Genomic DNA, 26,754 nt, shown 5'->3' with positions numbered 1-26,754 from the left:
GCGCCAATGGTCATTGGCCGATGTGCTCCAGCGTAAAACCCAACGACGCCGGCAACATCGGCCCATGCCCCAACCCCGCGAACGCCTGGTATTGCACCGTCAAACCCGGCACCTGGCGCAGTGCCGCCAGCAGGTTTTTCAGCGCGCCATCCTGAGCGCCTTTGGGGTGACGGCCCAGGGCCGGGCTTGCCGGCTCCTCGTCTCCACGCATCAACAGCAACGTCGGTCGCTGGCCGTTCAGGCGTTGCGCCAGGCCCTCGGGGTGGATCACGCCGTTGTTCCACCACAGCGACGGGCTGGCGGCGGCGTATTCGTCGAAGGCATCCGGGCGGGTCATCAGTGTGTACAGCACCAGCAATCCGCCATAGGAATGCCCCCACAACACCTGGCGCTTGGGTTGTACCTCAAGGCGCTGGTTGATCAGTGGGCGGATCTGCTGCGTGAGCAGATCCAGGAATGCCTCCGCGCCGCCGCTGGGCAGGTCGGTCAGCGGATCGCGCTGGGCGCCCTCGCCCACCTTTGGCGTGTAGTCGAAGGTGCGCGCTTTGCGGTCAATGCGCAGCGGCGTGGCGTAGCCCACCGCCACCAGCACCGGTGGGGTAGCGCTGTGGGACAAGCGGTTGAGCAGCGCGGTATCCAGCGCCGCCATGGCCGCGTTGCCATCGAGCAGATAAGCGACCGGGTTGGCGGCGGTGACCTTGAGCGGGCGACCGAGCCAGAGGCGGTAGTGCCGGGTGCCATCGACGGAGTCCAGTTCCAGGGTGCTGAACTGGTAGTCGCTGGCCTCGCGCAGCACCGACGCCTCCATCACTTGATCGGGGGCCGGCTGGGCCTGCACCCATGAGGTGAACAACAACGCGAGCCAGAGTGCGCGGCCCATCAGAACGACGCCGTCAGGCTGGTGTACAGGGTGCGGCCGGACTGGTTGTAGGTGGCCGCGCCCGCGCCTTCGATGTTGGTCACGCCCTGGGCATTGCCTTCGCGCCACAGGCGTTTGTCGAAGACGTTATCCACGCCGGCGGTGAGGCTCAGGTGCTTGGTCAGCGCGTAGGTGCCGCTGACGCCGGCGATGGCATACGGCGACAACTGCTGGTTGCTGGTGCCGGTCACGCGGTAGCCGTGGTAGTCGTATTTTTTCGGTGTCTGCTTGCCGTACCAGGCGACGCTGGCCTGCAGGGACAGGTCCTGGGTGGCTTGCCAGTCGAGCATGGAATTGAGCGTGTACTTGGGCGTGACCGAGAGCACATCGCCGGTCTGTTTGTTTTTCGATTGCAGCATGTAGGTGAAGTTGTTGGTCCAGGTCAGCGACTCGGCCAACGGTAACGTGAGGTTGCCTTCAAGCCCTTCGACCAGCGCCTTGGGCACGTTTTCCCACTGGAACACGTTGGCATTGGCGGTGGTGCCGGTGCCGCCGGATGCCGTGCCGACCGGGGTCAGGCCGGACTCGATCTTGTTCTTGTAGTCGTTGCGAAAGTACGTCAGGCCGGCGACCACACCGTCCTGGCGGTACTCGATGCCCAGTTCCTTGTTGACGCTGGTTTCGGCCTCGAGGTCGGCGTTGCCTTGCAGGTAACAGCTTTTGGTCGAGCCATAGCAACCCTGACCGTTGCTGTACAGCAGGTAGTTGGGGTTGAGCTGGTAGAGGTTCGGCGCCTTGTACGAGCGGGCGATGCCGGCCTTGAGGGTCAGGGTGTCGGTGAGCACCTGGGACACGTTGAGCGACGGGCTCCAGTTGTCGCCGACGATATCGTGGTGGTCCAGACGCAGGCCCGGGGTCAGGCGCGTGCCGGGGAACAGTTCGATGTTGTCTTCGGCAAAGACCGAAAAGATCCGCGCCGACGACGTGCTGCTGCGGTTGGTGCTCGTCAGGCCGGCGACGCTGCCGCCCGCGGTGGTGGTCTGGGTGTTGGCGCTGGGGTCATCGAGCTTGGATTCGACCCACTCGGTGCCCAGGGTCAGCACTTGGTCGACACCGGCATGCAGCGGCAGGCTGACCTCGCCGTGGGCGGTGAGGTCGCGCAGCACGGTGGTGTAGAAGTCGGTGCTGGAAAAGATGCCTTCGGTGCCGCCCGCCAGCCCCTCGTTGATGCGGCTGTTGCGGGTCTTTTCGTATTGCAGGTAGGCCAGGCTGCTGCCGAAATCCCATTCGCCGCGATGGGTCAGCGCGAAGTTTTCACGGTAGAGGATGTTGGTCTCATGGCCGAGCATGCTCTTGACGTTGGCGTTGCTGTTGGTGTTCTGGGTGTCGCCGGTATAGATGTTGCCCTGGCGGCTGAAGCCGGCCTCCAGGTCGAGGGTTTGCTCGGGGGTCATCTTCCAGCTCAGCAAGCCGTTGACGTCCTTGTTGCGCACGCCTTCGCGCCCGGCCGGCAAAGTGCCGACCTGGTTGCCAGTGCGGGTGGATTCGTGGCCGCTGTTGATGTCGGCGTCGTCGGCGTTGGTCTTGGCGATGTTGCCGTACACGCGGTAACTGAGGGTGTCGGTGAGCGGGCCGTTGAGGCCGAAGTTCATGCGTTCGGTCTCGCCTTCGGCTTTGTGCTGGGCGAAGTTGTGGTAGATCGTCGCCGAACCGTGGGTTTCGCTGCCCGGTTGCTTGGTGATGATATTCACCACGCCGCCCGCCGCACCGTTGCCATAACGCGCCGCCGCCGGGCCACGGATGACTTCGATGCGCTCGACCTGATCGGCCGGCACCCAGTTGCTGTCGCCACGGCTGTCACGTTCACCGCGCCAGCCGTAGCGCACCGAGTTGCGGCTGCTGACGGGTTTGCCGTCGACCAGGATCAAGGTGTTTTCCGGGCCCATGCCACGGATGTCGATCTGGCGATTGTTGCCGCGCTGGCCGCTGCTGGAGTTACCGGTGAGGTTGACGCCGGGCATGGTGCGGATGATCTCCGACAGGTCGTTGGCCGGCGGGCGCTTCTTGATGTCGTCGGCGGTGATGATCGACACACCGGGCATCTGCTTGATCTCTTCCTGTGCGGTGCCCAACACGGTCTGGGTCGGCAATTCCAGCGGCGCGGGCGCGTCGACCTCGGCGGCGAAACTGCTGACGGGCAGCAGGCTGCAAATACTCACGGCAAGCAGGGATAAGCGGAACATGCGGGGATCTCCAAACGTCAGCCCGACCGATAGCGGCAGGCCATCAAAGATCGCCGATGATAATCAGATGCAATTGCGAGTAAAGAACATTAACTTTCTAAACATTTGCCGCCGGCAGGCGCAGGTTCATGCGCAGGCCCTGGGCGCCACGGCTGGCCCATAACTCGCCGCCCTGCAGTTCGATGGCGCGCCGGGCGATGCTCAGGCCCAGGCCGAAACCGCTGCCCTGGGTGCCGTCCAGCCGCAGGTAAGGCTCGAAGATGCGCTCCAGATCGGCCTCGGCCACGCCCGCCCCCTGGTCTTCGACGACCAGGCACCAACTGTCGCCGTCGCGCCGGCCTCTCAAGCGCACCACGCCGTGTACCGGCGAGTGGCGGATGGCATTGCGCAGGACGTTTTCCAGGGCCTGGGCAAAGCTGTTGAGGTGCACGCGCAACTGGCAGGTGCTGTCCAGCTCGCAGACCAGCGCCTCCAGCGGCCAACCGGTTTCGAAATACGCATCTTGCACCAGGGCTTCCCACACCGAGGCCACCACCACCGTTTCGGCCGGCAGGCGTGGTTTTTCGGTGTCGAGCCAGGCCAGGTTGAGGGCGTCGTCCACCAGTTGGCGCATGTCCTCCACCTCGCGCGCCAGGCGTTGTTCCAACTGATCGGGTGGCAGGCCGCTTTCGCTGGCGATCTTCAAGCGCGCCAGGGGCGTGCGGATTTCATGGGACAAGGTGCGCAGCAACTGGCGTTGCTGATCGAGGCTCTGGCGCAGGCGCTCGGCCATGTGCTCGTAGGCGCGGGCCAGCTCGCCCAGCTCATCCGGGCGGCGCGTGACGCGGCTGCTGGCCAGGGGCGCCAGGTCGCCGGCGCTCAGGGTGTTGGCGCGCTCGCGCAGTTCGTTCAGCGGCTGCACCAGATGGCGATACAGCACCAATCCCAGCCCCAGCGCCAGCAGCACCGGCACCACGCCGTGGGTCAACACATGGGTCCACGGTGTAAGCCCCGGCGGCAACAGGCGTTCCGGCAATTGCATCACCAGCCGCCCGCGTTCCGGGTGTTGGGGAAAGGCGATGCTCACATACGGCAGTTCATCCTCCAGGCGTTTGCTCATCGGCCAACTGAGCTTGCGCATGAAGGTGAGATGGCTGATCTGCGAAGCGCTGAGCGGCGACGTGCCCAGGCTCTGCAGACGCTCATCCAACACCGCGACCCAGGTGCGTTCACGCTGCTGCAACGCCAGCCGCCAGCGCTCTACCGCCTGCGCATCGCCACGGGCCGCGACCTGCTCGGCCTCGGCGGCATAGGCAGCCAGGGCGACCCGGTCGGACGGGTCCAGAAAGTAGGTGTTGCGCTCCACCCGCAAGCCCCAGTTCCACACCAGCCACACCAGCAGCAGACAGGCGCACACATGCAGCATGGCCATTTTCCACAGCAGCGGATGACGACACCGCATCAGGCGCTTTCACACATCAGCACATAGCCCTGATGACGCACCGCGTCGATGCGCACACCCTGCACCTCGATGGCCGCCAGCTTGCGCCGCAGGTTGCATACATGCACATCCAGGCCGCGATCCAGCCGGGTGTAGGGCCGATGCAGCACATGCTGGTAGAGGAAGGCCTTGCTCAGCGCCTCGCCCCGGTGCTCGTGGAGCGTGTACAGCAGGCGCAATTCCGAAGAAGTCAGCCCGGCGGCGCGGCCGTTGAAGCTAACGTCCCGCGCATCTGTGTCGAAATCCAGCGTCGAACGGCGACCAGCGGCCGGCGGCGTGCGGGTGCCGCAATCGATCGCTACACGGCGCAGCAAGGCGTCGATGCGCACATCGAGTTCCGCCAGGCTGAACGGCTTGGGCAAGTAGTCATCGGCGCCCTGGCTGAAACCGGTGATACGGTCCTGCTCGGCGCCCAGGGCCGACATCAGGATCACCGGCGTCCCCCGCTCATGGCGCAGGCGCGCGAGGATATTCAGGCCACTGTGGTGGGGCAGCATGATGTCCAGCAGGATCAGCTCCACCGGCGAATGCAGGGCCAGGTCCAGGCCCTGATCGCCGCGATGGGTACTGTTCAACGCGAAGCCGCGCCGGCTCAGATGATTGCTCAGGTGCGTGCACAGCTCGACGTCATCCTCGATGATCAGGATGCGCGCAGGTGCAGAAGGGATCTGGGGAAGATGATAATTATTCACAATTACGCCAGTTTCTCATCCGCCGTAATAATTCGCAACAACCTCCCCTGTGCAACGTTTACCGCGCCCCCTTTGGAGCCGGCTTGTTGCATTCATCGGGCATGGCTGCTCGCCACAACAAGTCCCGTCTCCACAACAAGCCTGCTCAAAGAAACCGTGTCAGAAGTCGATCGTCGCCGACAGCAGATAAGTGCGCGGTGTCGACAAGGTCAGCCCCGGCTCACTGTCGTCCGATGCGCCCGCCGAACTCCAGTAGCGTCTATCGGCGACGTTCTCCACATTGGCCCGCAGGGTGATGCGTTTGTCGTCCACCTTGAACCCATAGCGCGCGCCCACGTCGAGACGGGTCCAGGCGTCGATCTGCTTGACGTTGGAGGCGTCCAGGTATTGCGAGCTGGAGTACAGGCCACGGCTGCTCAAGGTCAGGCCTTCCAACCCCGGGACGTCCCATTCGGCGCCGAGGTTGACGTTGTACTTGGGCGTGGCCGGCGCGCGGTTGCCGTCGTAGGTGCCATTGGTGGTGTCGGTCAGTTCGCTGTCGGTGTACATCACCCCGCCGAGCAAACGCACGCCCTTGAGCGGTTCGCCGAATACGCTCAGCTCCAGCCCTTGGTTCTGGCGCTTGCCGTTGGGGCCGAACAGCCGCGTGGTGGCATTGGTTTCATAGGCCGGTTGCCTGATGCGGAACACCGCCGCCGTCAGCGCGACAGCCCCGGCGTCGTATTTGGCGCCCACTTCCACCTGGCGGCTGATGAATGGCGGGAAGATCTGATTTTCGTTGCGCGAAGTCGACGGCGCGATCTTGCCCTGGCTCAGGCCTTCCATGTAGTTGGCGTACAGCGACAGTTTGTCGGTGGCCTTGAACAGCAGGCCGCCGGAGGGTGAGACCTTTTCTTCGTCGTAGCCGGTCTTGCCTTTGACGTCGTTGGTCCAGTCGTCCACTTTCACACGCTGCCAGCGCGCGCCGAGGGTCAGCAGCAGGCGGTCGTCGAAGAAGCCCAGGGTGTCGGATAACGCCAGGCCGCTGAAGGCGTTTTCGGTATACACCTTCGCATCCTGGCGCGTGGCGGTGGACGGCGTCGGCGTTTGCACTGGGTTGTAGAGGTTGCTCTGCGCCGTTGCATACCGCGCGCCGCCGTTGGTGAAGTCCATGTAGAAGTAGCTGGCCGCCAGGTTGACCTCATGGCTCACAGGCCCGGTGTGGAACCAGTTGCGCACCCCGCCCGTGGCGGTGCGCACATTTTCGTCGCGGGTGAAATACCGCGGCTGCACGGTGAAATTACCCGCGGCATCGGCCACGGACACGGCATGGCGCAGGAAGTCATGGTTGCTTTTACGCGCGCCGACGCCGCCGTAGAGCATCACCGCATCGCTCAGGTCGTATTCGGCATTCACCGTGCCGAACGTGTCGTTGGTGCTGGCCTTGCTCCAGGACTGCGCATAGTTGCGGCGCACAGCGTTGGCGCTCGGCACCGGCGCGGCGGCGGCCACCTGCACGCGCTCCTGGGGGGCATCGGTGTCGCGCTCGGTGTGGCCGATATCGGTGGACAGGCGCAGGCGCTCGCCACGGAAATCCAGGCCCAGCACGGCCATCTCACGGTCGACGCTCTGGTGATCCCATTCGGTATCGCCGGACTGCTTCACGCCGTTGAAGCGCAGGCCGAACTGGTTGTCTTCGCCAAAGCGCCGGCCCACATCCACCGCGCCGCCGGCCTGGCTGTCGGAGGCCCAGGAGCCGGTGAACGAGGTGATGTCCTTGTCGGTGGCACGCTTGGGCACCACGTTGATCCCGCCACCCACGCTGCCCCGTGGCGAGATGCCGTTGATCAACTGGGTGGGGCCTTTGAAGATGTCGACGCGGTCGGCCATTTCCATGTCGATGGTGTAAGTCGGCAGTACACCGTACAGGCCGTTGTAGGCCACATCACTGTTGAACAGGCTGAAACCGCGAATGGTGAACTGCTCGAAGCGCCCGCCCGCCGGGTTGGTGGCGCGCACAGACGGGTCGTTGGCAATCAGGTCGCCGAGGGTGCGGGCCTGCTGGTTTTTCACCGTGTCCTGGGTGTAGGTGGTCATGCTGAACGGCGTTTCCATGAAGTCCCGGGTGCCCAGCAAGCCTTGGGAGCCACGCCGCGCCACCTGGCCACCGGCGTAGGTATCGCCGTCGTACAGGCCGGTGGTGCCGAGGATCGACGTCGGCGCCAATTCCAGGTGGCTGCCCTCGGGCACCGGCACCAGCATGTACGCCTGCTCCCCCATGGCTTGCAGTTGCAGGCCCGAGCCTTGCAGCAGGCGGGCAAAGCCCTCCTCGACCCCATACTCACCGGACAACCCGCTGCTGGTGCGACCGCTGACCAGCGCCGGGTCCACCGACAGGTTGACCCCCGACAACCCGGCGAAACGGGTCAACGCCGCACTCAGGCTGCCGGCGGGCACCTGGTAGCTGCGGCGGCTGGCGGTGTCTTCGGCATAGCTGACGGGCACGAACAGCGGGCTGGCACTGAGGCTCAGCAACAGGCTCAGTTTGAGCAGCGGGCGCAAGCGCAAGGCGGGGACTGCGGACATGGGAAGAAGCTCTCGATTTTGTTCACTTGCCTGGAATGACAGGCGAGGTGAAAAAAAGGGACAGGCTTCGTCAAACTATTTTCCGCAACGGCTATCCACCGCCTCCCGATGCGCAGGCCACGGGCTTTACCACACCGCGATATGCGAGTCCGCCCGCGGCTCGGTGCCCGCGCACAGCACGCCGCTGACCGGGTCGCGCAGGATGATCTGCCCGCGCCCGTAGTCGGTAAGGTCGCTGTCGATCTGCACCTTGTGGCCACGGCGCGCCAACCCATTGGCCAGGTCCCGTGAGGCGCCCTGCTCAATCCCCACCTTCATGTCGCCCAGCCATTGCCAGCGCGGCGCATCCAGGGCGGCCTGGGGGTTGAGGCCGAAGTCCACCAGGTTCATCACCATCTGCACATGGCCCTGGGGCTGCATGTACCCGCCCATCACGCCGAACGGCCCGAGGGCTTCACCGTTTTGTGTCAGAAAGCCGGGGATGATGGTGTGGAAGGTTTTCTTGCCCGGCGCGAGGCAGTTGGCGTGGCTCGGGTCGAGGCTGAATTCCTGCCCGCGATTCTGCAGGGCGATGCCGCTGTCGGGCAGTACCACGCCGGAACCGAAGCCGTGGTAATTGCTCTGGATGAACGAGACCATATTGCCTTCGGCGTCCGCCGTAGCCAGGTACACCGTGCCGCTGGCGTGAGGGTCGCCGGGCTTGGGCGCCTGTGCCTGCTCGCCGATCTGGTTGCGGCGGCGGGTGCTGTAGTCGTCGCTCAGCAGGTCGGCCACCGCCACGCGCATGCGCTGGGGGTCGGTGATGTAATGCAAGCCATCGCTGTAGGCGAGCTTCATCGCTTCGAGTTGGCGATGCCAGGTTTGCTGGCTGTCGCGGTAATCGAAGCTGAAACCTTCGAGGATCTTCAGCGCCATCAGTGCCACCAGGCCCTGGCCGCTGGGGGGAATTTCCCAGACATCGACGCCGCGATAGTTGATGTGGATCGGCTCCACCCACTGTGCGCGGTAATCCTTGAGGTCGCTGGCGCGCAGGTAGCCGCCGCCGGCCTGGGAATGCGCATCCAGGCGTTCGGCCAGGGCCCCGCGATACAGGCTTTCGCAGCGGGTCGCGGCGAGCTCTTCCAGGGTTCGGGCCTGGGCCGGGTTGCGGAAAATCTGCCCCGCCTGGGGCGCGCATCCGTCGATCAGGAAGGTCTCGAACCAGGCGTCCAGGACCGCGTCGCGATGGGGGCTGAATTCGTTCAGTGCAATCTGCCATTGATGGGCGACCACCGGCGACACCGGGAACCCTTCCCGCGCCAGGCTGATGGCCGGTTGCAGCAGTTCGGCAAACGGCAGCTTGCCGAAGCGTTGCGACAGCTCGGCCCAGGCCGAAGGGCAGCCGGGTACGGTGACCGGGGTCCAGCCGTACAGCGGCATCCGGTCATGCCCCGCCGCCTTGACCGCCTCGATGCTCAAGGCGGCCGGCGCGTGACCGTTGCCGTTGAGACCGTGCAACCGGCCCTTGCACCAGACCAAGGCAAACGCATCGCCGCCCAGGCCGCAGCCGGTGGGCTCCACTACCGTCAAGGCCGCCGCCGTGGCAATGGCCGCGTCGATCGCGTTGCCGCCCTTTTGCATGATCTCGATACCGGCTTGAGCGGCCAGGGGCTGGGACGCGGCGACCATGCCGCGCCGGGCAAACACAGTCTGGCGTTGCGACGGATAGGGGTACTCGTGAGCAGAAAATTTCAACATGACAAAGACTCTTCGATTTATTGGCCGGATCCGATCCGGTTCCATTCCAGGGTCATAACACGCGGCTGAGAAAGGCCCGGGTACGCGGGTGGCTGGGGTGGCTGAATATCTGTTCCGGCGGGCCTTGCTCGATGAGTTCGCCCTGGTCGAGCACCACCACGCGGTCGGCCACTTCACGGGCAAAGCCCATTTCATGGGTGACCACCACCATGGTCATGCCCTCCTCGGCCAGTTCCTTCATTACCTGCAGCACTTCGCCGACGGTTTCCGGGTCGAGGGCGCTGGTGGGTTCGTCGAACAGCATGGCCTGGGGCTTCATCGCCAGGGCGCGGGCAATCGCCACCCGTTGTTGCTGGCCGCCAGAGAGCATCGACGGGTAATGGCTGGCCTTGTCCGCCAGGCCGACCCGCGCGAGCAAACCACGGGCCTGCTCCAATGCCTCGGCACGCGGGGTGCCGAGCACGTGGATCGGTGCTTCGATGATGTTTTCCAGGGCCGTCATATGGGGGAACAGGTTGAAGCGCTGGAACACCATGCCGATGTCACGGCGCTGCCGGGCGATGTTGCGCTCCGAATCGCGCACCAGGCTGCCGTCGCGGCGTTCGCGATAGCCCATGGCGCGGCCATTGACGCGAATGCGTCCACCCTGGATGTCTTCGAGCAGGTTGATGCAGCGGATGAACGTGGTCTTGCCGGAACCGGAGGCGCCGATCAGCACCACCACTTCGCCGCGTCGCACTTGCAGGGAAATGCCCTTGAGAATCTGCAGGTGGCCGAACGACTTGTGGATGTCCAGCGCTTCGATGATCAGTTCTTCACTTTGGTGCGCCATGGTTAACGTCCCCTCAGCAGTTTCAGGGTGCTGCGCCCGAACATGCGGCTGGCGGCCGGTGGTGGTGTGTCAGGCCGGTCGGATTGGCTGAAGCGCTTCTCCAGCCAGCGCTGGAAAAAGCCCCACAGGGTGGTCAGCGTCAGGAAGTACAGGGCCACTACCAGGTACAGCTCAAAGACGCGGAAGGTTGCCGAGGTGATCATCTGGGTACTGAGCAGCAACTCCTGCACACCAATCACACTGACCAGGGTGGTGTTCTTGAGCATCACGTTGAACTCGTTGCCCAGGGCCGGCACGATCACCCGGAACGCCTGGGGCAGCACGATGCGCCGCATCAATTTGGCAAAGCCCATGCCCAGACAACGCCCGGCTTCATATTGGCCCTTGTCCACCGCACCGATGCCGGCGCGGATGATCTCGGCCATGTACGCGCCTTCATTGAGGCCCAGGGCAATGATCGCCGCCTGGACATTGCCGGGCACGATCAGGCCGAACAGCTCGATATCCTCGAAGCGGAAAATCCCGCCCGCCGCCAGCGCGGTGTACAAAAACACGATCTGCACCAGCAGCGGCGTGCCGCGCATCAGCCACACATAAAAACGTACCGGCAGGTGCAACAGTGGGTTCTTCGACAAGCGCAGCAGCGCCGCCGCCAGCCCCAGCACACAGCCGAGCAGCATCGCCAACACACTGATCACGCAGGTCAACCACAACCCGGTGAGGTACACCCCACTGGGCTGCAGCAGGTACTGCCAGAACACATCCCAATTGAAATTCATCGCCGGTTTGCCTCAGTCGAGTGTGTCGCTGCTGACATGCCATTTGTCCAGCAACCGCACGTAGCTGCCGTCACTGCGCATGTCGCTGATGATCTGCTGCACGGCGGCGGTGAGTTGCGGGTCGTCCTTGCGCATGCCAAGGCCGGTGAGGATGCGGCTGAATGCTGGCACGCCTTCCTGGAATAGCTCGGGGGCCATCGCTGCGTAGTAACCGGCGGTTTCCACGGTGGTGCCGTAGGCGTCGACCTGGCTGATGCGCAGGGCCTGGAAGGCGTCGGTGTCGGTGTTGTAGACCACCAGTTTCATCGGTGGCTTGCCGGCTTTGGTCAGGCTGTCGTTTTGCGCGTCCAGCAGGGTCTTGATGGTGGAGCCGTTGAGCACCGCGACCTTGTGCCCGGACAGGTCATCCAGCGCCTTGATGCCCTTGGGGTTGCCCTTGGGCACCACCACCGACTGGCTGGAATACATGTAGTTGACGATGTCGATCACCTGGCGCCGCTCGGGCTTGTCGAACAACTGGTCGACGATCATGTCGCATTGCTGGGCGAGCAATGCCGGCACTAAACCGGAGAACGGAATCACCCGCCATTGCACCTGTTTGTCGCCCAGGCGCTTGGCGATTTCCAGGCCCAGGTCGACGGTGAGCCCGCGCGGTTTCTGGGCTTCGTCGAAGGACACCAGGGGCGGTGAATCCATCCCCGAGCAGTACGTGAGCCTATCGACTTTCTGCAAGCGCTCCGGTACCTGGGGCGCAGCACATGCCCATTGAGTACAGAGGCCGAGGGAGACAGCCATCAGCAAGGCGCGGCGTTTATGCATGACCAGACACTCCAATTCGTTGAATAACGGCGGCAGGAATCAACGTCAAAACACGACAGCTTTTTTATTGTTCGTTTTGCAGGAATTGGATCAGCGCCGGCACCGTGCCTTCGATGTGTTCACGCACCACGGCTTCGGCGCGCGCAGCATCACCGGCGCGAATCGCGTCGAGGATCACCGCGTGTTCCTGGCGTGCGCTGAGGGGTTTTTCGCCGTGCTGCAACCACAGGCGCATGGGCGCCTCGACCAGCGAGTACAGCGCCGAAATCTGCTTCATCAAGCGCGGCCGACCGCTGAGGCTGCACAGGTATTCATGGAACGCACGGTGCCGGCCGACCCATGCGGCGCCCTCGTCGCGATAGTCGTCCATTTCATCCAGCAGGCGTTCCAGCGCCGCGAGCTGGCGCTCACCGGTACGACCGACCGCCACACGCACCGCCAGGCCTTCGAGGGCGCTGCGCATCTCGAACACCTCGTGCAGTTCGTCGATATCCAGGCCACTGACAACCGCACCGCGATTGGGCCGCAGGGTCACCAGGCCCTGGGCATCCAGGCGCCGGAATGCCTCGCGCACCGGCATGCGGCTCATGCCGATCTCACTGGCGATGTCTTCGGCGATCAGCCGATCGCCCTTGCGGTAGCGGCCACGACAAATGGCTTCCAACAGGAAGTTATAAGCCTCTTCCTCGGCGGTCAGCGGCTGACGGTCAACGTAAGCGCGGGCAAATTGCATCGGCGGCACCTTTTGAATTTTTGTATCCAATTATCCACGGATGCAAAAAAAGCAGGATGCGTGCCAACTCCTGGAGCGCAGTGCCAAGTGATTGATTCAGATGAATTCGGTCAGGACATGTCGGTAGGCGACGGAAGGGAGGACGGAGGAATGTGCTACCAAATGGCTCAACCCGCCCCATAGGTGGGCAGCAGTAACGCGCAATGGCGCATGAACAGGCGAGCTTTGCGCCCGCCAGGTTCTGGAAACAATCACACGCTCCGAGGGGATGACTCAGCCGAATAGATGACCGTTTGCGCACTGTCCGCCGCAACGGTCTGCCGGGTGAAGTAGATGTCGCCTTCGTCGGTGAGGATCTCGTAGTCGGCTTTGCGCGTGGCGCTGGCGTGCTTGATGATTTTCAGCACACGCTGGAATTTCACGCTTTGCGTGCCGTTCTGGTTGGGCCCGGTCAGCACGTTGACGCTTTGAAACCAGCCGGCGTGCCGCTTGTTACTCACCAGTGCACCGGTCATCGCCTCGAACCGCTCCAGCCGGGTGAAGCCCCACAGCGTCTGCTCCTCGACCGTGGCGTCCGGCGTGGCGGCGCCGGTGAACACAAAGAGATTGATCGCCGGGCTGTCTTCACAAAAGAAGTCATAAGGCACCAGGCCATCGACCATTTTCCTGCCGGGCACAAAGCCCTTTTTATGCACCTGAAACATCGCCACCTCCACTCAATCAATGGCGATGAGTCTAATGAGCGGCGACGTACAGGGCGGTCAAGCCAATGTAATGTCGTGTAAAGATCGTGCGCTGTGCAGGTTGATCTCCACGGTCAGCCCGCCGCCCGCTTCGTTGCGGGCCGCGATGGTGCCGCCGTGCATCTGCACGGCCCGTGCGGCGATAGCCAGGCCCAGGCCGAAGCCGACACAGGCATCCCCCGCGCCCCGCTCGAACGGCTCGAAAATGCTGTGCAAACGGTCATCGTCGACGCCCGGCCCGTGGTCGGTGATGCGCACCGTGAGGCGGTTCCCATCCGTGCTGATATGCGCCGACACCCACACCATGGTGTCCGCTCGGGTGTAGCGCACGGCATTGCGAATCACATTCTCGAAGCAGCGGTAGAGCAACTCGCCGCTGACACATGCGATAAATGGCGGACACGGTTGCAAGTGCACGCGACAGCCTTTGATCCCGGCCTCGAACTGCGCGTCTTCGACAATCATCGCCAGCAACTCGCTGATGTCCACGGGCTCGCGCTCGATGCTTTCGGGGCGGCCTTGCAGGCGGGCGAGGGTCAGCAGCGCTTCAATCAGGGTGTCCATGCGTTCGGATTCATGCTCGATGCGTTCGAGCATTTCCAGGCGCGCGGCGTCCTGGCGCAACAGGCCGATAGCCGCTTGCATGCGTGTCAGCGGCGAGCGCAGTTCATGGGAAATGTCGTGCAGCAGATGCTGCTGGGCCTGCACCAGTACCTTGAGCTGATTGGCCATGCGGTCGCAGTCTTCGGCCAGGTCGACGATTTCATCGCGGCGCTTGCCCATGGCGGGCTTGACCCGGGTTTCGAAACGCCCCTGGGCCACATCGCTCATGGCCCGGCGCAGATGAGCCAGGGGCCAGGCCAGGTAGTACGCCATGTAGCCGCTGAACAGAGCGCTCATCAGCGTGCCGATCAGCAGCGGGATCTGGTGCCAGGGCCTGTCCGGGATGTTGCCGGGGGCGTGGGTGGACCTGATCGAAAGCGCCAGGCCCTCCTTGCTGGTGACCGCTCGTTCATAGGCCGGCTGCGCAACCGGCGCCCCCGCGATCAAGCGCCCGTTGCTGTCATAGATGCCGATGTTTTCATCCGGCGGACGTTCCCAGACCGTGAGGAGCTGGCCTGCGGCGTCGACCCCGAACTGTTCCAGCAGCCCGGTTTCCGCCGCCAGAATCGCTTCCACATGGGGGTCGCCGGGGCGAAAGCGGCTCAGCTCAAGCACGCCGATCCCGACGAGAAACGTCAAGGTAGTCGCCAGCCAGAAGGCCAGGAACAGTTTCCAGAACAGCAGGCTGGGCCGGGTCATTCGGCGATCAACAGGTAGCCGAGGCCGCGCACGCTCTGGATCCAGGCCTTGGCGTCCGGGCGCGGCCCCAGCTTTTGCCGGATGCTGCTGATGTGCACGTCGATGCGCCGGTCGTAGCGGGTGAGTGGGCAGCCCAGGGCATTGAGGGACAGATCCTTTTTGCTCACCACTTGGCCGGCGCTGCGGGCCAGTGCTTCGAGCAGGCTGAATTCGGTGCTGGTCACGCACAACTCGATACCGTTCCACAGGGCCTGGCGCTTGCCGGGCCACAACACCAGCGCGCCGCTCTTGATCACCTCGGTCGGCTGGCCCACCGGCTGCACCCGACGCATGATCGCGCGCAGGCGGGCCACCAACTCGCCGGGAGAGCTGGGCTTGGGCACGTAATCGTCGGCGCCCAGTTCCAGGCCGGTGATGCGGTCGATGTTGTCGCCACGGGCGGTCAGCAGCACCACGGGCACCTGGCTGACCGCACGGATGCGCCGCAACACCTCGATGCCCGAGCGCTGGGGCAGCATCACGTCCAGCACCACAATGCTGTAGCGCCCCGAGAGCGCCTCGACCTCGCCCTCCTCGCCCGTGTGCACGGCCGTGGCCTCGAAGCCTTCGCGCGCCAGGTATTGGCTCAGCATTTCGGTCAATTCCTGGTCGTCGTCGACCAACAGTACGCAGATCATTGTCGGCTCGTCAGTGAGGGGGTGCGCATTATCAGGCTTGTCGCCGGTTTTCACGCCAACCTTTACCTATCTTGACATTCGGTTAACCGCACCAAACGCCGCGCGCTCTTATGCTGGCTCTTCACCGGTCGGCGAGTGATCCAAGCGCGCCGGCGCTGCTTGTCGATGTGTTCTGGAAAAGATCTTGATGAATTTTTCGCGCCTGCTCTGCTCGGTTGCGCTGCTGCTCAATGCCTCACTGGCACTCGCCCAAGGTTTCAAAATCTCGGATATTCGAATCAATGGCCTGCAACGGGTCTCGGCGGGCAGTGTGTTCGGCGCATTGCCGCTGAACGTCGGCGACGAAGCCGATGACCGGCGCCTGGTGGATTCCACTCGCGCGTTGTTCAAGACCGGGTTCTTCCAGGACATCCAGTTGAGCCGCGAAGGCGACGTGCTGATTATCAATGTTGTCGAACGGCCTTCGGTTGCCAGCATCGAGTTCGAGGGCAACAAGGCGATCTCCACCGACGATTTGATGAAAGGCATGAAGCAATCGGGCCTGGCCGAAGGCGAGATTTTCCAGCGCGCAACCCTTGAAGGCGTGCGCAACGAGTTGCAGCGCCAGTACGTTGCCCAAGGCCGTTACTCGGCGTCGGTCGACACCGAGGTCGTGGCCCAGCCGCGCAATCGGGTGGGTGTGAAGATCAAGATCGATGAAGGCCAAGTGGCGTCGATCCAGCACATCAACGTGGTGGGCAATACGGTGTTCCCCGACGACGCCTTGATCGACCAATTCACACTCAAGACCAGCAACTGGCTGTCTTTTTTCAAGAACGACGATAAATACGCACGGGAGAAACTCTCCGGCGACCTCGAACGGCTGCGCTCCTATTACCTGGACCGTGGTTATATCAACATGGATATCACCTCGACCCAGGTCTCCATGACCCCGGACAAAAAACACGTCTACATCACCGTGAACATCCAGGAAGGCCAGAAATACACGGTGCGCGACGTCAAGTTGAGTGGCGAGCTGAAAGTCCCCCAGGACCAGCTGCAGTCCCTCTTGCTGGTGCAAAAGGGCCAGGTGTTTTCGCGTAAACTGATGACCACCACCTCGGAGCTGATCACCCGTCGCCTGGGCAACGAAGGCTATACGTTCGCCAACGTCAACGGCACGCCCCAGGTGCATGACGACGACCACACGGTCGAGATCATCTTCAGCGTCGACCCCGGCAAGCGCGCTTACGTCAATCGCATCAACTTCCGCGGCAACACCAAGACCGCCGACCACGTGCTGCGTCGTGAAATGCGCCAGATGGAGGGCGGCTGGGCGTCGACCTACCTGATCGACCAATCCAAGGTGCGCCTGGAGCGCCTGGGGTTCTTCAAGGAGGTCAACGTCGAGACCCCAGCGGTGGCCGGGCTGGATGACCAACTGGACGTGAACTACGCCGTGGAAGAGCAGGCCTCGGGCTCGATCACCGCCAGCATCGGCTTCGCCCAGAGCTCAGGCCTGATCCTTGGCGGCTCGATTACCCAGAACAACTTTCTCGGCACCGGTAACTACGCCAGCCTGGGGCTGACCCGTTCGTCCTACCAGAGCAAGTACAACATCGGTTTCACCGACCCCTACTTCACCACCGACGGCGTGAGCCTGGGTTACAACGCGTTCTACAGCAAGACCGACTACAACAAATACTACGATGACGGCGTGTCCTATTACGCCATCAACAGTTTTGGCCTGGGCACCACCTTCGGCTACCCGATCAATGAGACCTCGCGCCTGACCTTCGGCCTCACCGCGCAGCACGACAGCATCGAACCGGGCACCTACAGCGCCGACGAGATCTACAACTTCATCGAGCGCGAAGGCAAGGAGTTCACCAACTTCAAGGCTAACGCAGGCTGGTCGGAATCGACCCTGAACAAAGGTGTACTGGCAACGCGTGGGCATTCGCAAAACCTCAACCTGATGGTGACGGTGCCCGGCAGTGACCTGAGCTTCTACAAGATCGACTACACCGGGCAAACCTTCCTGCCGATCAGCAACGACACGGCCCTGCGCCTGCACACCAAGCTCGGTTACGGCAATGGCTATGGCTCCACGGACGGCTTGCCCTTCTATGAAAGCTATACGGCGGGCGGCGAAGGCACGGTGCGCGGGTTTAAAAGTGGCACCCTCGGCCCACGCAGCACACCGGCGACCGGCGCATATGCCAGCGAAGGCCAGGCGTACTATTCGGACCGGAGCACCGACGCACTGGGCGGCAATATCCTGATTACCGGCGGCGCGGAGTACCTGTTCCCCGTGCCGTTCATCAAGGACAACAAATCCGTACGCACCTCGGTGTTCTGGGACATGGGCTCGGTGTATTCGGACAAGTGCTACCTGACCACCACCCAGGGCTGCGACGGTATGGACCTGAGCCAGATGGCCAGTTCGGTGGGGGTCGGGGTGACGTGGTACAGCCCGCTGGGGCCGTTGAGCTTCAACCTGGCCTATCCGATTCGCACGCCTGAGAATGCCGAAAAGCAGATATTCCAGTTCTCCATGGGGCAGACGTTTTGAGTGCTTCAGCCGGTCAAGACGCCGAGGGCCGCCCTCAAACAGAAATGATTCCTACACCATACCGGTAACTATCTGACGTCCGTTTGTGAATTCTTTTTTATAAAGAAACTCCCATGAAGACCTCGGCTCCGCTACCGTGTATATCTTTTCATTTAGCTGCACGAGTAGGTCAGATGAAACAGATGTCCTTCAAGGGCGAGTACGTTGAGAACGCTGAGCAGGCGCTGCATGACCCCAAGTTGACCGTGCACGATTTCGGTAGCTGTCGGAATATCGCATCAGGCGCGGTTTTTATTCTTGCTTCCGGTCTGTCGGCAAAATCGTTTCCCATCGAAAAATTTGCGCACGTGCCGATGATCACGATGAACGGCGCTATTTCGATGTTTTTGAACACCGACGTAAAACCGTTTTTTTATGTCTGCTCGGATAGAAGTTTTTCCGAACAGCAGCCGCATTTATTCAACCAGGCCATGACGATCAGTCAAAACGTCGCGCTGTGGGAGGACCACGCGCGTAACTTGGATCTTTGTCCCAGCGGGCAACTCTATGGGCTGTCCAAGGCGAAAAAACCGTCCTGGCTCGACGCCCTATTGGGACGCCACACGTCGCTGGTCACCCCCAACCCTTTGCTGGCGTGCGGGAAAGCGAACATTGGTTTCAGTAAAGACATGCGCGAGGGTTTTTTTGATGCCCGGACAGTGGCGTACCTGGCCATTCAGCTGGCCTACCACGTCGGGTTCTCCAAGGTGTTTCTGGTGGGCGTGGACCTGAACCAGAACTCGGGACGATTCTATGAGAACCGTGAGTCAATCAACTCCCCCTGCGGACTCGATCAGCACTACTACACGCGCATACTTCCGTCGTTAGAGCTGATGTCGCAGAAAATCGTCGGCGATGACTTCAAGGTCTACAACTTATCCGACTGTTCAAGAATTCCTGAGAGCGTTATCCCGCGCGTCACGCTTGCGCAAGCACAGGCGCTGATTCAAGGGTAGGCATCGCGCGATGCTTCGCGCGGCAGCCCCAGCCAAAACAATGTGGTTTGACGATCCCGGCGCCCCGAAGAGAAGCCCGCGCGGCGCCGGAATCGTCTGAACTTACAGCAGGTACTTCAACACGCCCGCCAGTACCAGCGCGGCACAGCAGGTCCAGCCCGAGAACAGCCAGCGCCATATGCGCGCACGCGGCACGAACCCCACGCCGCGCACAAACGCCACACTCATCGCCACGAACAACGCCGTTGCCAGCCCGTGATCGGCTTTCCCGTCCGGGGAGGCCATCAGCGGCGGATAGAGCGTACACACGAGCATGATCGCAATCGCGATAAGCAGGCTCAGCGGGTGAAGGCGTGAGGACGCCGGAGCGTCGTCAGCGACACGCGACATCACGGCTGTGCCTCGTCGCGATCGCTTTGGGTGCGACCGGCTTCGGTCTCGCCCCACATCGCATTCAATATCGCCAGCAGCAGCGCAAAACCGACTCCCAGCATCCAGGCGAAATACCACATAGTCCTTGCTCCTCTAATGGCGTTAGTAGGCCGAGTGTTCGTTGGCTTTGATGTGCGCCACGGTGACCTTGCCGCGCATGACGCGATAGGCCCACGAGGTGTAGATCACGATCAGCGGCATGAAGATCAACGTGGCCCAGAACATGATCGCCAGGCTCAGATGACTGGCCACGCTGTCCCATACGGTCAGGCTTGCCGCCGGTACGGTCGACGACGGCATGACGAACGGGAACATCGACACACCAGCGGTGCTGATCACCCCGACCACCGCCAGCGACGAGGCGACAAACGCGGCGAGTGTGCGGCGCATCAGCATCAACAATGCGGCACCGGCGGCGCCCGCCAGGCCCAGCGCAGGCAGCAGCCACAACGCTGGATAATGGCCATAGTTGGCCATCCAGGCCCCGGCTTCGCGTACCACGGTCTTGTTGAGAATGTCCGGCAGCCCGGCGATGTCCACCACCGAGGTAATGCGATAGCCGTCGATCGACTGCAACCACACGCCGGCAATGACAAACGTGCACATCAGCACCAGCGCCGCGCCGACCCCGCCCTTGATGGCACGGGCCTGGATCACGCCTTCAGTACGGTGCGCCAGGTAGGTACCGCCTTGCAGGGTGATCATTGCACTGCTCACCACACCGGTCAGCAGCGCGAAGGGGTTCAGCAGTTGCCAGAAACTCCCGGTGTATGTCGATACCAGCATGTTACTGAAGTGAAACGGTACGCCTTGCAGCAGGTTGCCGAACGCGATGCCGAACACCAGCGGTGGCACGGCGCCGCCGATGAACAGGCCCCAGTCCCAGGTGCTGCGCCATTTGGCGTTGTGAATCTTGCTGCGATAGTCAAACCCCACCGGGCGGAAGAACAGCGCCCACAGGACCAGGATCATCGCCCAGTAGAACCCGCTGAACGCAGTGGCATACACCACCGGCCACGCGGCGAACAACGCCCCGCCCGCGGTGATGAACCACACCTGGTTACCGTCCCAGTGCGGCCCTACGGTGTTGATCGCGACGCGGCGTTCCACGTCCGAGCGGCCGACGAAGGGCAGCAAGGTGCCAACGCCCATGTCGTGGCCGTCCATGATGGCGAAGCCGATCAGCAGTACGCCGACCAGTGCCCACCAGATAAGTTTCAGGGTGACGTAATCAAACATGGTGGAGTTCCTTCATGTTGGCATCGTGGGCATAACGGCCGGTTCCGAGGCTGCCCGGCCCTTGGCGGGCGAACTTGACCATCAGGAACATTTCAACCACCAGCAGCACGGTGTAGAAAGCGACGAATCCTGCCAGCGAGCCATAGATGTTATTGACGCTAAGGGTGGAAACACTCATGTGAGTGGGCAGCACGCCGTAGATGGTCCAGGGTTGACGGCCATATTCAGCGACGAACCAACCCAGTTCACAGGCCAGCCAAGGCGCGGGCAGCATGCACAGGGCCCAACGCAGCAGCCAGCGGCGGCGTGTGCAGGCCGACTGCAAGGTGCTCCAGAAAGCCAGGCCGAACAGCAGGAGCATGGCGAAGCCCATCGCGACCATGACCCGGAACGACCAGAACATCGGGGTCACGTGGGGTACGGTATCGTTCACCGCTTTGTCGATGATCTCCGGCGTGGCCTGGTTGACGTCTTCAACGTACTTTTTCAGCAGCAGGCCAAAACCGAGGTCTGTCTTGTACGCTTCGAAAGTCTCGAACGCGGCCTTGTCGTTGCGATCGGCCCGCAGGGCTTCCAGCGCATTGACGGCGGTAATGCCGCGCAGGATGCGCGCGCGGTTTTTCGCTTTGATGTCGTGAATACCAGGAATCTGCTTGCTCACCGAGCGTGTGCCGATCAAGCCCATCACCCAGGGCACATCGACTTCCCAGTTATTCTTGGACTCGGCTTCGTTGATGCTGGCCAGCAAGGTCAGGCCCGCCGGCGCAGGCTTGGTTTCCCACATGGCTTCCATGGCCGCCAGCTTGGTTTGCTGCGCCTCACCCACGGTGTAACCCGATTCATCCCCCAGTACGATCACGCTCAGCACGGACGCCAGGCCGAACGCCGCCGCCACCCGGAAGCTGCGTTTGGCGAACTCGACATCACGACGCTTGAGCAGGTACCAGCTGGAAATCGACAACACGAACATCGAACCGGTGACATAACCGGCGGACACCGTGTGCACAAACTTGGCCTGGGCAACCGGGTTGAACACCACCGCCCAGAAATCGACCATCTCCATACGCATGGTGATGTAGCTGAATTCCGAGCCCACCGGGTTCTGCATCCAGCCGTTGGCGATCAGGATCCACAGCGCCGACAGGTTGGTACCGATGGCCATCAGCAGCGTGACCAGCAAGTGGTGCTCTTTCTTCAGGCGATCCCAGCCAAAGAAGAACAGACCGATCATGGTCGATTCGAGGAAGAACGCCATCAAGCCCTCGATGGCCAGTGGCGCACCGAAGATGTCGCCCACATAGTGGGAGTAGTACGCCCAGTTGGTACCGAACTGGAATTCCATGGTGATACCGGTTGTCACCCCCAAGGCGAAGTTGATGCCGAATAACTTGCCCCAGAAGCGCGTCATGTCTTTCCAGATGACGTTCCCGGTCATCACATAGACGCTTTCCATGATGACGAGCAGCCAGACCATGCCAACCGTCAGCGGTACGAATAGAAAGTGGTAAAGCGCAGTAGCTGCGAACTGCAGCCGTGACAAATCCACCAGTTGTTCTGATATCACTTGCTTGCCCCTTGAGTCGAGGTGGGTACACCGAAACGGTTGCCGACGATGTTCGGGTCGACACTGACGTGCGAATCCCGGATGAACAGCCACCACAGCACACTCAACAGCAGGAGCTTGATCAGCACCGCTGTAATCAGTTGGCGTAGTAGGCGTTTGTCGGAAATGGTCATGCCTTGTAGTTAGCACAGGGCATGCCAACCCTTCGACCTGTATGCATATCGTTATAAAACATACAGTTACGAAAATCGGGGATTGGACGCGGGGAGTTTTGGCTGGTTAATACGCTGCCACCTCTGGCAGCGTGGCAGTCACTGGCAGTCGTAGAGGGCTAGGCCAGGCCTTGTTCTTTCAGGCGTCGGTACAAGGTCCGGTCGCTGATTCCCAGGTGTTTGGCCAACTCGCTGCGGGTACCTTTGAACGTCGCCAGCGTCTGCGCCAGCGAGCTGTCGTCGAGGGGCATCGAAGCCGCAGCCTGAGGGGGCGGCGTCACACAAACCTGGGGTAAATGGATGGCGCGGATGACCCCATCGTCAGCGAACAGACTCGCTCTTTCCAAGACATTGCGTAACTCACGGACATTGCCGGGCCACGAGTATTGCTCAAGGGCGGCCAGGGCTTCGGCGTCGATGGTCAGCCGCCGCTTGCCGGCACCGCGACGTTGCAGGAAGGAATTCACCAGCAGGGCAATGTCTTCGACCCGGTTGCGCAAGGGCGGCAAGTGAATGGGGAATGCGCTGATGCGGTAGTACAGGTCTTGCCTGAACTCGCCTTTTTCCATCATTTTTTCCAGCGGTTTATGGGTGGCGGCAATCAACCTGAAATTGGCGTGGAAAGTCTCGACGCTGCCGACCCGACGATAGGTACCCGACTCGATCAGGCGCAACAGTTTGACCTGCATGGCCAGCGGCACATCGCCAATCTCATCCAGGAACAACGTGCCGCCCTGGGCCGTCTCGACCAGGCCGGGCTTGCGCGTGACAGCACCGGTGAAGGCGCCTTTTTCATGGCCGAACAGCTCGCTCTCAAAGAGTGTTTCGGTCAAGCCCGAGCAATCCACCACGACAAACGGCCCATCGGCGCGCTCGCTGGTTTCATGCACGGCCCGCGCGAACAGCTCCTTGCCCGTGCCCGACTCGCCCAGCAGCAGCACCGGCAACAGGGACGGCGCCACGCGCTGCAGCTCCGCCAGGGCGAGGTTGAAGGCCGGCGAAGAGCCGACCAGGCCTTCGTCGCTCGGACGCGCCGAGGCACTGCGCACCAGGGTCAGGCGCTCCACATAGGCGGTGATCGCACCGTGTTCGTCGAGGATCGGCCGCAACTCGACATCGACGTGTTCAGGCCCCCGTGGCGTGTGGTGAATGTGCAGGACACGATCCGGCCCGCGCATTTCCTGGGCCTTTTTCATCGGACAATTCTCACCTGCCTGGTCGCAAGGGACGTCGTAATGATGTGAGATCTGATAACACTTATGCCCGATAAAGGGTTTGTCAGCGCTGCCGAACTGGCGCTGATAGGCGGTGTTGGCTGCGAGGATGTTGTAGTTCGGATCGAGCACGATCATTGGATTGGGTTCGTGCTCCAGAAACGAAACAAGCGACTGCACTTGATCCGGACGTGGGACGGCGTTGGTTGGGGTCGGCAGAAAAGTCTTCATCATGGCTCCTGGAATCCATCGTTCCATCCTGTTGTGGCACTGCCACCTCTGTCAACAGGCACTGCCAATGGCAGAGACGTCCACCCGATGCAGGCCTGAATACCCCCATACACAAACACAAAGCCCAATAAAATCAATTGGATATTAGGCTACCAGGGCAAAATCACGGCCTGGCAAACTTATTGCACTGTCAGTCCTTAGTCTGAGCGGCTCGCTAAAAAAGCCCCCCTATAAGGAGACAGTTGCATGCGCGTCAAACTTCACGTCGAAGGTTTCTTCGATGCTGCTACCCACACCGTCAGCTACCTGGTGCTGGATGAGGCCACCCTCCACTGCGCGATCATCGACAGCGTATTGGATTACGACCCTAAGTCCGGCCACACGACCACCACGTCCGCCGATCGCCTGATCGCCCGGGTGAGCGAGCTGAATGCCAAGGTCGAGTGGATTCTCGAGACCCACGTCCATGCCGACCACCTGACCGCCGCGCCCTACCTGAAGGAAAAACTCGGCGGGAAAATCGGCATCGGCAGCCAGATTTCGACGGTGCAGGAAGTGTTCGGCACACTGTTCAACACCGGTAGCGATATGCCCCGCGATGGCAGTCAGTTCGACCACCTGTTCGTGAACGACGAGTCGTTCAGCATCGGCACACTGCACTGCACCACGCTGCATACCCCCGGCCATACGCCGGCCTGCATGACTTACCTGATCAGCAACGGCAGCGAAACGGCGGCCTTCGTCGGCGATACGCTGTTCATGCCCGACTACGGCACCGCCCGCTGCGATTTCCCCGGCGGCAATGCGCGCACGCTGTTCCAGTCCATCAACAAGGTACTGAGCCTGCCGGCCGATACGATGCTGTACCTGTGCCACGACTACCAGCCGGGCGGTCGCGAAGTGCAGTTCGCCAGCACCGTTGCCGAACAGCGCGCGCACAACGTGCATGTGCGCAATGGCATCAGCGAGGAAGAGTTCGTGGCGATGCGCACCAAACGCGATGCATCGCTGGAAATGCCGACGCTGATCCTGCCCTCGGTGCAGGTCAACATGCGCGCCGGGCATTTTCCCGAGCCTGAATCGAACGGGATCAGCTACCTGAAAATCCCCCTCAACGTCGCCTGACATTCCCCCTAACCCAAAAAAACATAAAAAAATGCCCATCACGGAGACATTTATGGATTTGCGCCGCCTTGCACCCGGTCTATCGGTATCGGAACAGATTTTCCCCAGCCAAGTGGCTGAACTCAAAACCGCCGGCTTTCGCGCCATCGTCTGCAACCGCCCCGACGGCGAAGGCAGTGACCAACCGCTGTTTGCCGAGATAAAACGCGCCGCCGATGCGGCCGGTATCGAAGCGCACTACTTGCCCGCCGAATCGGGCAAGGTCACCGACGAGCAAGGGGTTGCCTTCGGCAAACTCCTGGAAACGCTGCCCAAGCCGGTGTTGGCCTATTGCCGCTCGGGGATGCGCTCGACAACGATGTGGGCGCTGTCGCAAGCCGGTCAGCACGACCTGCCGCACATCGTCGAGAGCGCCAAGAAAGCCGGGTTCGACATGAAAGGCGTGATCCGGCGGATCGCGAACAAGGGCCGCACCCCGATCGAAGTGGCCGAAGCGCAGCACACCGTGGTCATCATCGGCGCCGGCGCGGCGGGTATCGCCACCGCCTCCAGCCTGCTCGCCCGCGCGCCGGGCCTCGACATCGCGATCATCGACCCGGCCGACGTGCACTACTACCAGCCCGGCTGGACACTGGTGGGCGGCGGCGTATTCGATGCGCGCCAAACCGCCCACACCATGGGCACCACCCTGCCCCGTGGCGTGCATTGGATCAAGGCGGCGGTGGCGGCGTTCGAACCCGAGCGCAATGCGGTCATTCTGGATGGCTGCCGGGTGGTCAAATACGAACAACTGATCGTGTGCCCCGGCCTGAAGCTCAATTGGCATGCCATCGAGGGCTTGTCGCAGACCCTGGGCCGCAACGGCGTGACTTCCAACTACCTGTATCACCTGGCGCCGTACACCTGGGAACAGGTGCAACAGTTGCGCGGTGGCCGGGCGATCTTTACGCAGCCGCCCATGCCGATCAAATGTGCCGGGGCGCCGCAAAAAGCCATGTATTTGTCGGCCGATCACTGGAAACGCAGCGGCGTGCTGAAGGACATCGAGATCGAGTTCTACAGCGCCGGTGCGGTGCTGTTCGGGGTGCCCGACTATGTGCCGGCGCTGATGGAATACGTCAAGGCTTACAGGATCGACCTGAATTTCGGCCACACCCTCATCCGCGTCGATGGCCCGGCGCGCACCGCCACGTTCAACAGCGCGAATGCGGATGGCACGAACCACGAGGTAACCCGCGAGTTCGATTTGCTGCACGTGGTGCCGCCGCAGATCGCGCCGGATTTCATTCGGGTCAGCCCGTTGGCCGACGCGGCCGGCTGGATTGATGTCGACCCCGCAACGCTGCGGCATAAAACCTGGGCAAACATTCATGCGCTGGGTGACGCGGCCAACTCAAGCAACGCCAAGACCGCCGCCGCCGCCCGCAAGCAGGCGCCAGTGGTGGCCCATAACGTGTTGGCGGCCATGGGCAAGGCGAACGGCTGCGCGCAGTACGACGGCTACGGCTCCTGCCCGCTGACGGTGGAGCGCGGCAAGATCGTCCTGGCGGAGTTCACCTATGGTGGCAAGGTCGCCCCCAGCTTCCCGTCCTGGCTGATCGACGGCACCCGCCCTTCCCGGCTGGCCTGGTTGCTCAAAGAGCGGATTCTTCCACCGCTGTATTGGAAGGGCATGCTCAAGGGCCGGGAATGGTTGGCCAAACCCGAGTTGACCGACCAATGAAAAC

At 62.3% G+C, this 26,754-nt stretch carries 23 protein-coding genes; 4 read left to right on the top strand and 19 right to left on the bottom strand.

Annotation, left to right across the window (positions count from 1 at the left end):
- Positions 1-10 precede the first annotated feature (10 nt).
- The 13 genes from BLR63_RS03975 to BLR63_RS03915 form a co-directional block, all read right to left on the bottom strand.
- On the bottom strand, positions 11-880 hold the full coding sequence (locus BLR63_RS03975; RefSeq protein WP_010565756.1) for an alpha/beta hydrolase: 870 nt from the start codon (positions 878-880) through the stop codon (positions 11-13).
- Positions 880-3,102: a TonB-dependent siderophore receptor gene (locus BLR63_RS03970; protein WP_010565757.1), complete on the bottom strand. Its 2,223-nt coding sequence runs from the start codon at positions 3,100-3,102 to the stop codon at positions 880-882. Before BLR63_RS03970 ends, BLR63_RS03975 begins: the two co-directional genes overlap by 1 nt.
- 97 nt (positions 3,103-3,199) lie before the next feature.
- Positions 3,200-4,543, bottom strand: coding sequence for a HAMP domain-containing sensor histidine kinase (locus tag BLR63_RS03965; RefSeq protein WP_042947034.1), 1,344 nt, complete (start codon positions 4,541-4,543; stop codon positions 3,200-3,202).
- The gene (locus tag BLR63_RS03960) at positions 4,543-5,274 is read right to left on the bottom strand and encodes a response regulator transcription factor (protein ID WP_010565759.1); all 732 of its coding nucleotides are present in this window, start codon (positions 5,272-5,274) and stop codon (positions 4,543-4,545) included. The genes BLR63_RS03965 and BLR63_RS03960 overlap by 1 nt, the downstream gene beginning before the upstream one ends.
- 159 nt (positions 5,275-5,433) lie before the next feature.
- Complete coding sequence (locus BLR63_RS03955; protein ID WP_010565760.1) at positions 5,434-7,839, bottom strand: TonB-dependent receptor; 2,406 nt, start codon at positions 7,837-7,839, stop codon at positions 5,434-5,436.
- A 126-nt stretch (positions 7,840-7,965) separates the two neighbouring features.
- Positions 7,966-9,576, bottom strand: coding sequence for a gamma-glutamyltransferase family protein (locus BLR63_RS03950; RefSeq protein ID WP_010565761.1), 1,611 nt, complete (start codon positions 9,574-9,576; stop codon positions 7,966-7,968).
- Between the two features lie 52 nt (positions 9,577-9,628).
- Complete coding sequence (locus tag BLR63_RS03945; protein ID WP_010565762.1) at positions 9,629-10,408, bottom strand: amino acid ABC transporter ATP-binding protein; 780 nt, start codon at positions 10,406-10,408, stop codon at positions 9,629-9,631.
- Positions 10,409-10,410: 2 nt separating this feature from the next.
- Positions 10,411-11,187 (bottom strand): amino acid ABC transporter permease, encoded by a 777-nt coding sequence (locus BLR63_RS03940; RefSeq protein WP_010565763.1) that lies wholly within the window; start codon positions 11,185-11,187, stop codon positions 10,411-10,413.
- 12 nt (positions 11,188-11,199) lie between these two features.
- The gene (locus BLR63_RS03935; RefSeq protein ID WP_042947035.1) at positions 11,200-12,006 is read right to left on the bottom strand and encodes an ABC transporter substrate-binding protein; all 807 of its coding nucleotides are present in this window, start codon (positions 12,004-12,006) and stop codon (positions 11,200-11,202) included.
- Between the two features lie 64 nt (positions 12,007-12,070).
- Positions 12,071-12,739: a GntR family transcriptional regulator gene (locus BLR63_RS03930; RefSeq protein ID WP_010565765.1), complete on the bottom strand. Its 669-nt coding sequence runs from the start codon at positions 12,737-12,739 to the stop codon at positions 12,071-12,073.
- 251 nt (positions 12,740-12,990) lie between these two features.
- Positions 12,991-13,443: a hypothetical protein gene (locus BLR63_RS03925; protein ID WP_010565766.1), complete on the bottom strand. Its 453-nt coding sequence runs from the start codon at positions 13,441-13,443 to the stop codon at positions 12,991-12,993.
- A gap of 57 nt (positions 13,444-13,500) precedes the next feature.
- Complete coding sequence (locus BLR63_RS03920) at positions 13,501-14,784, bottom strand: HAMP domain-containing sensor histidine kinase (RefSeq protein ID WP_010565767.1); 1,284 nt, start codon at positions 14,782-14,784, stop codon at positions 13,501-13,503.
- A complete protein-coding gene (locus BLR63_RS03915) occupies positions 14,781-15,461 on the bottom strand; it encodes a response regulator transcription factor (protein WP_010565768.1) in 681 nt (226 codons plus the stop codon). Before BLR63_RS03915 ends, BLR63_RS03920 begins: the two co-directional genes overlap by 4 nt.
- A 187-nt stretch (positions 15,462-15,648) precedes the next feature.
- Between BLR63_RS03915 and bamA the strand changes: the two genes are divergently transcribed.
- Both bamA and BLR63_RS03905 read left to right on the top strand, forming a co-directional pair.
- On the top strand, positions 15,649-18,015 hold the full coding sequence (gene bamA / locus BLR63_RS03910) for an outer membrane protein assembly factor BamA (RefSeq protein ID WP_010565769.1): 2,367 nt from the start codon (positions 15,649-15,651) through the stop codon (positions 18,013-18,015).
- 173 nt (positions 18,016-18,188) lie between these two features.
- On the top strand, positions 18,189-19,010 hold the full coding sequence (locus BLR63_RS03905) for an LPS biosynthesis protein (RefSeq protein ID WP_010565770.1): 822 nt from the start codon (positions 18,189-18,191) through the stop codon (positions 19,008-19,010).
- A 102-nt stretch (positions 19,011-19,112) separates the two neighbouring features.
- On the opposite strand, the gene BLR63_RS03900 is transcribed toward BLR63_RS03905, so the two are convergent.
- The 6 genes from BLR63_RS03900 to BLR63_RS03880 form a co-directional block, all read right to left on the bottom strand.
- Complete coding sequence (locus tag BLR63_RS03900; RefSeq protein WP_010565771.1) at positions 19,113-19,400, bottom strand: cyd operon YbgE family protein; 288 nt, start codon at positions 19,398-19,400, stop codon at positions 19,113-19,115.
- Positions 19,400-19,522 carry a cytochrome bd-I oxidase subunit CydX gene (cydX, locus tag BLR63_RS03895; protein WP_010565772.1) on the bottom strand — a complete coding sequence of 41 codons (123 nt, stop codon included), beginning with the start codon at positions 19,520-19,522 and terminating at the stop codon, positions 19,400-19,402. Before cydX ends, BLR63_RS03900 begins: the two co-directional genes overlap by 1 nt.
- Before the next feature lie 22 nt (positions 19,523-19,544).
- On the bottom strand, positions 19,545-20,681 hold the full coding sequence (gene cydB / locus BLR63_RS03890) for a cytochrome d ubiquinol oxidase subunit II (protein ID WP_010565773.1): 1,137 nt from the start codon (positions 20,679-20,681) through the stop codon (positions 19,545-19,547).
- Positions 20,674-22,245, bottom strand: coding sequence for a cytochrome ubiquinol oxidase subunit I (locus tag BLR63_RS03885; RefSeq protein WP_010565774.1), 1,572 nt, complete (start codon positions 22,243-22,245; stop codon positions 20,674-20,676). The genes cydB and BLR63_RS03885 overlap by 8 nt, the downstream gene beginning before the upstream one ends.
- Positions 22,242-22,418 (bottom strand): cytochrome oxidase putative small subunit CydP, encoded by a 177-nt coding sequence (gene cydP / locus BLR63_RS31450; RefSeq protein ID WP_010565775.1) that lies wholly within the window; start codon positions 22,416-22,418, stop codon positions 22,242-22,244. The genes BLR63_RS03885 and cydP overlap by 4 nt, the downstream gene beginning before the upstream one ends.
- A 158-nt stretch (positions 22,419-22,576) precedes the next feature.
- Positions 22,577-23,902, bottom strand: coding sequence for a sigma-54 interaction domain-containing protein (locus BLR63_RS03880; protein WP_042947036.1), 1,326 nt, complete (start codon positions 23,900-23,902; stop codon positions 22,577-22,579).
- A 246-nt stretch (positions 23,903-24,148) separates the two neighbouring features.
- Between BLR63_RS03880 and BLR63_RS03875 the strand changes: the two genes are divergently transcribed.
- Together BLR63_RS03875 and BLR63_RS03870 are read left to right on the top strand one after the other, a co-directional pair.
- Complete coding sequence (locus BLR63_RS03875; RefSeq protein WP_010565777.1) at positions 24,149-25,027, top strand: MBL fold metallo-hydrolase; 879 nt, start codon at positions 24,149-24,151, stop codon at positions 25,025-25,027.
- A 52-nt stretch (positions 25,028-25,079) separates the two neighbouring features.
- A complete protein-coding gene (locus BLR63_RS03870; RefSeq protein ID WP_010565778.1) occupies positions 25,080-26,750 on the top strand; it encodes a bifunctional protein tyrosine phosphatase family protein/NAD(P)/FAD-dependent oxidoreductase in 1,671 nt (556 codons plus the stop codon).
- The last annotated feature ends 4 nt before the right edge of the window (positions 26,751-26,754 follow it).

The organism is Pseudomonas extremaustralis (assembly GCF_900102035.1).
GTDB lineage: Bacteria > Pseudomonadota > Gammaproteobacteria > Pseudomonadales > Pseudomonadaceae > Aquipseudomonas > Aquipseudomonas extremaustralis.
The sequence above is the reverse complement of the archived record's forward strand: the minus strand, read 5'-3'. Positions and strand labels throughout refer to the sequence as shown.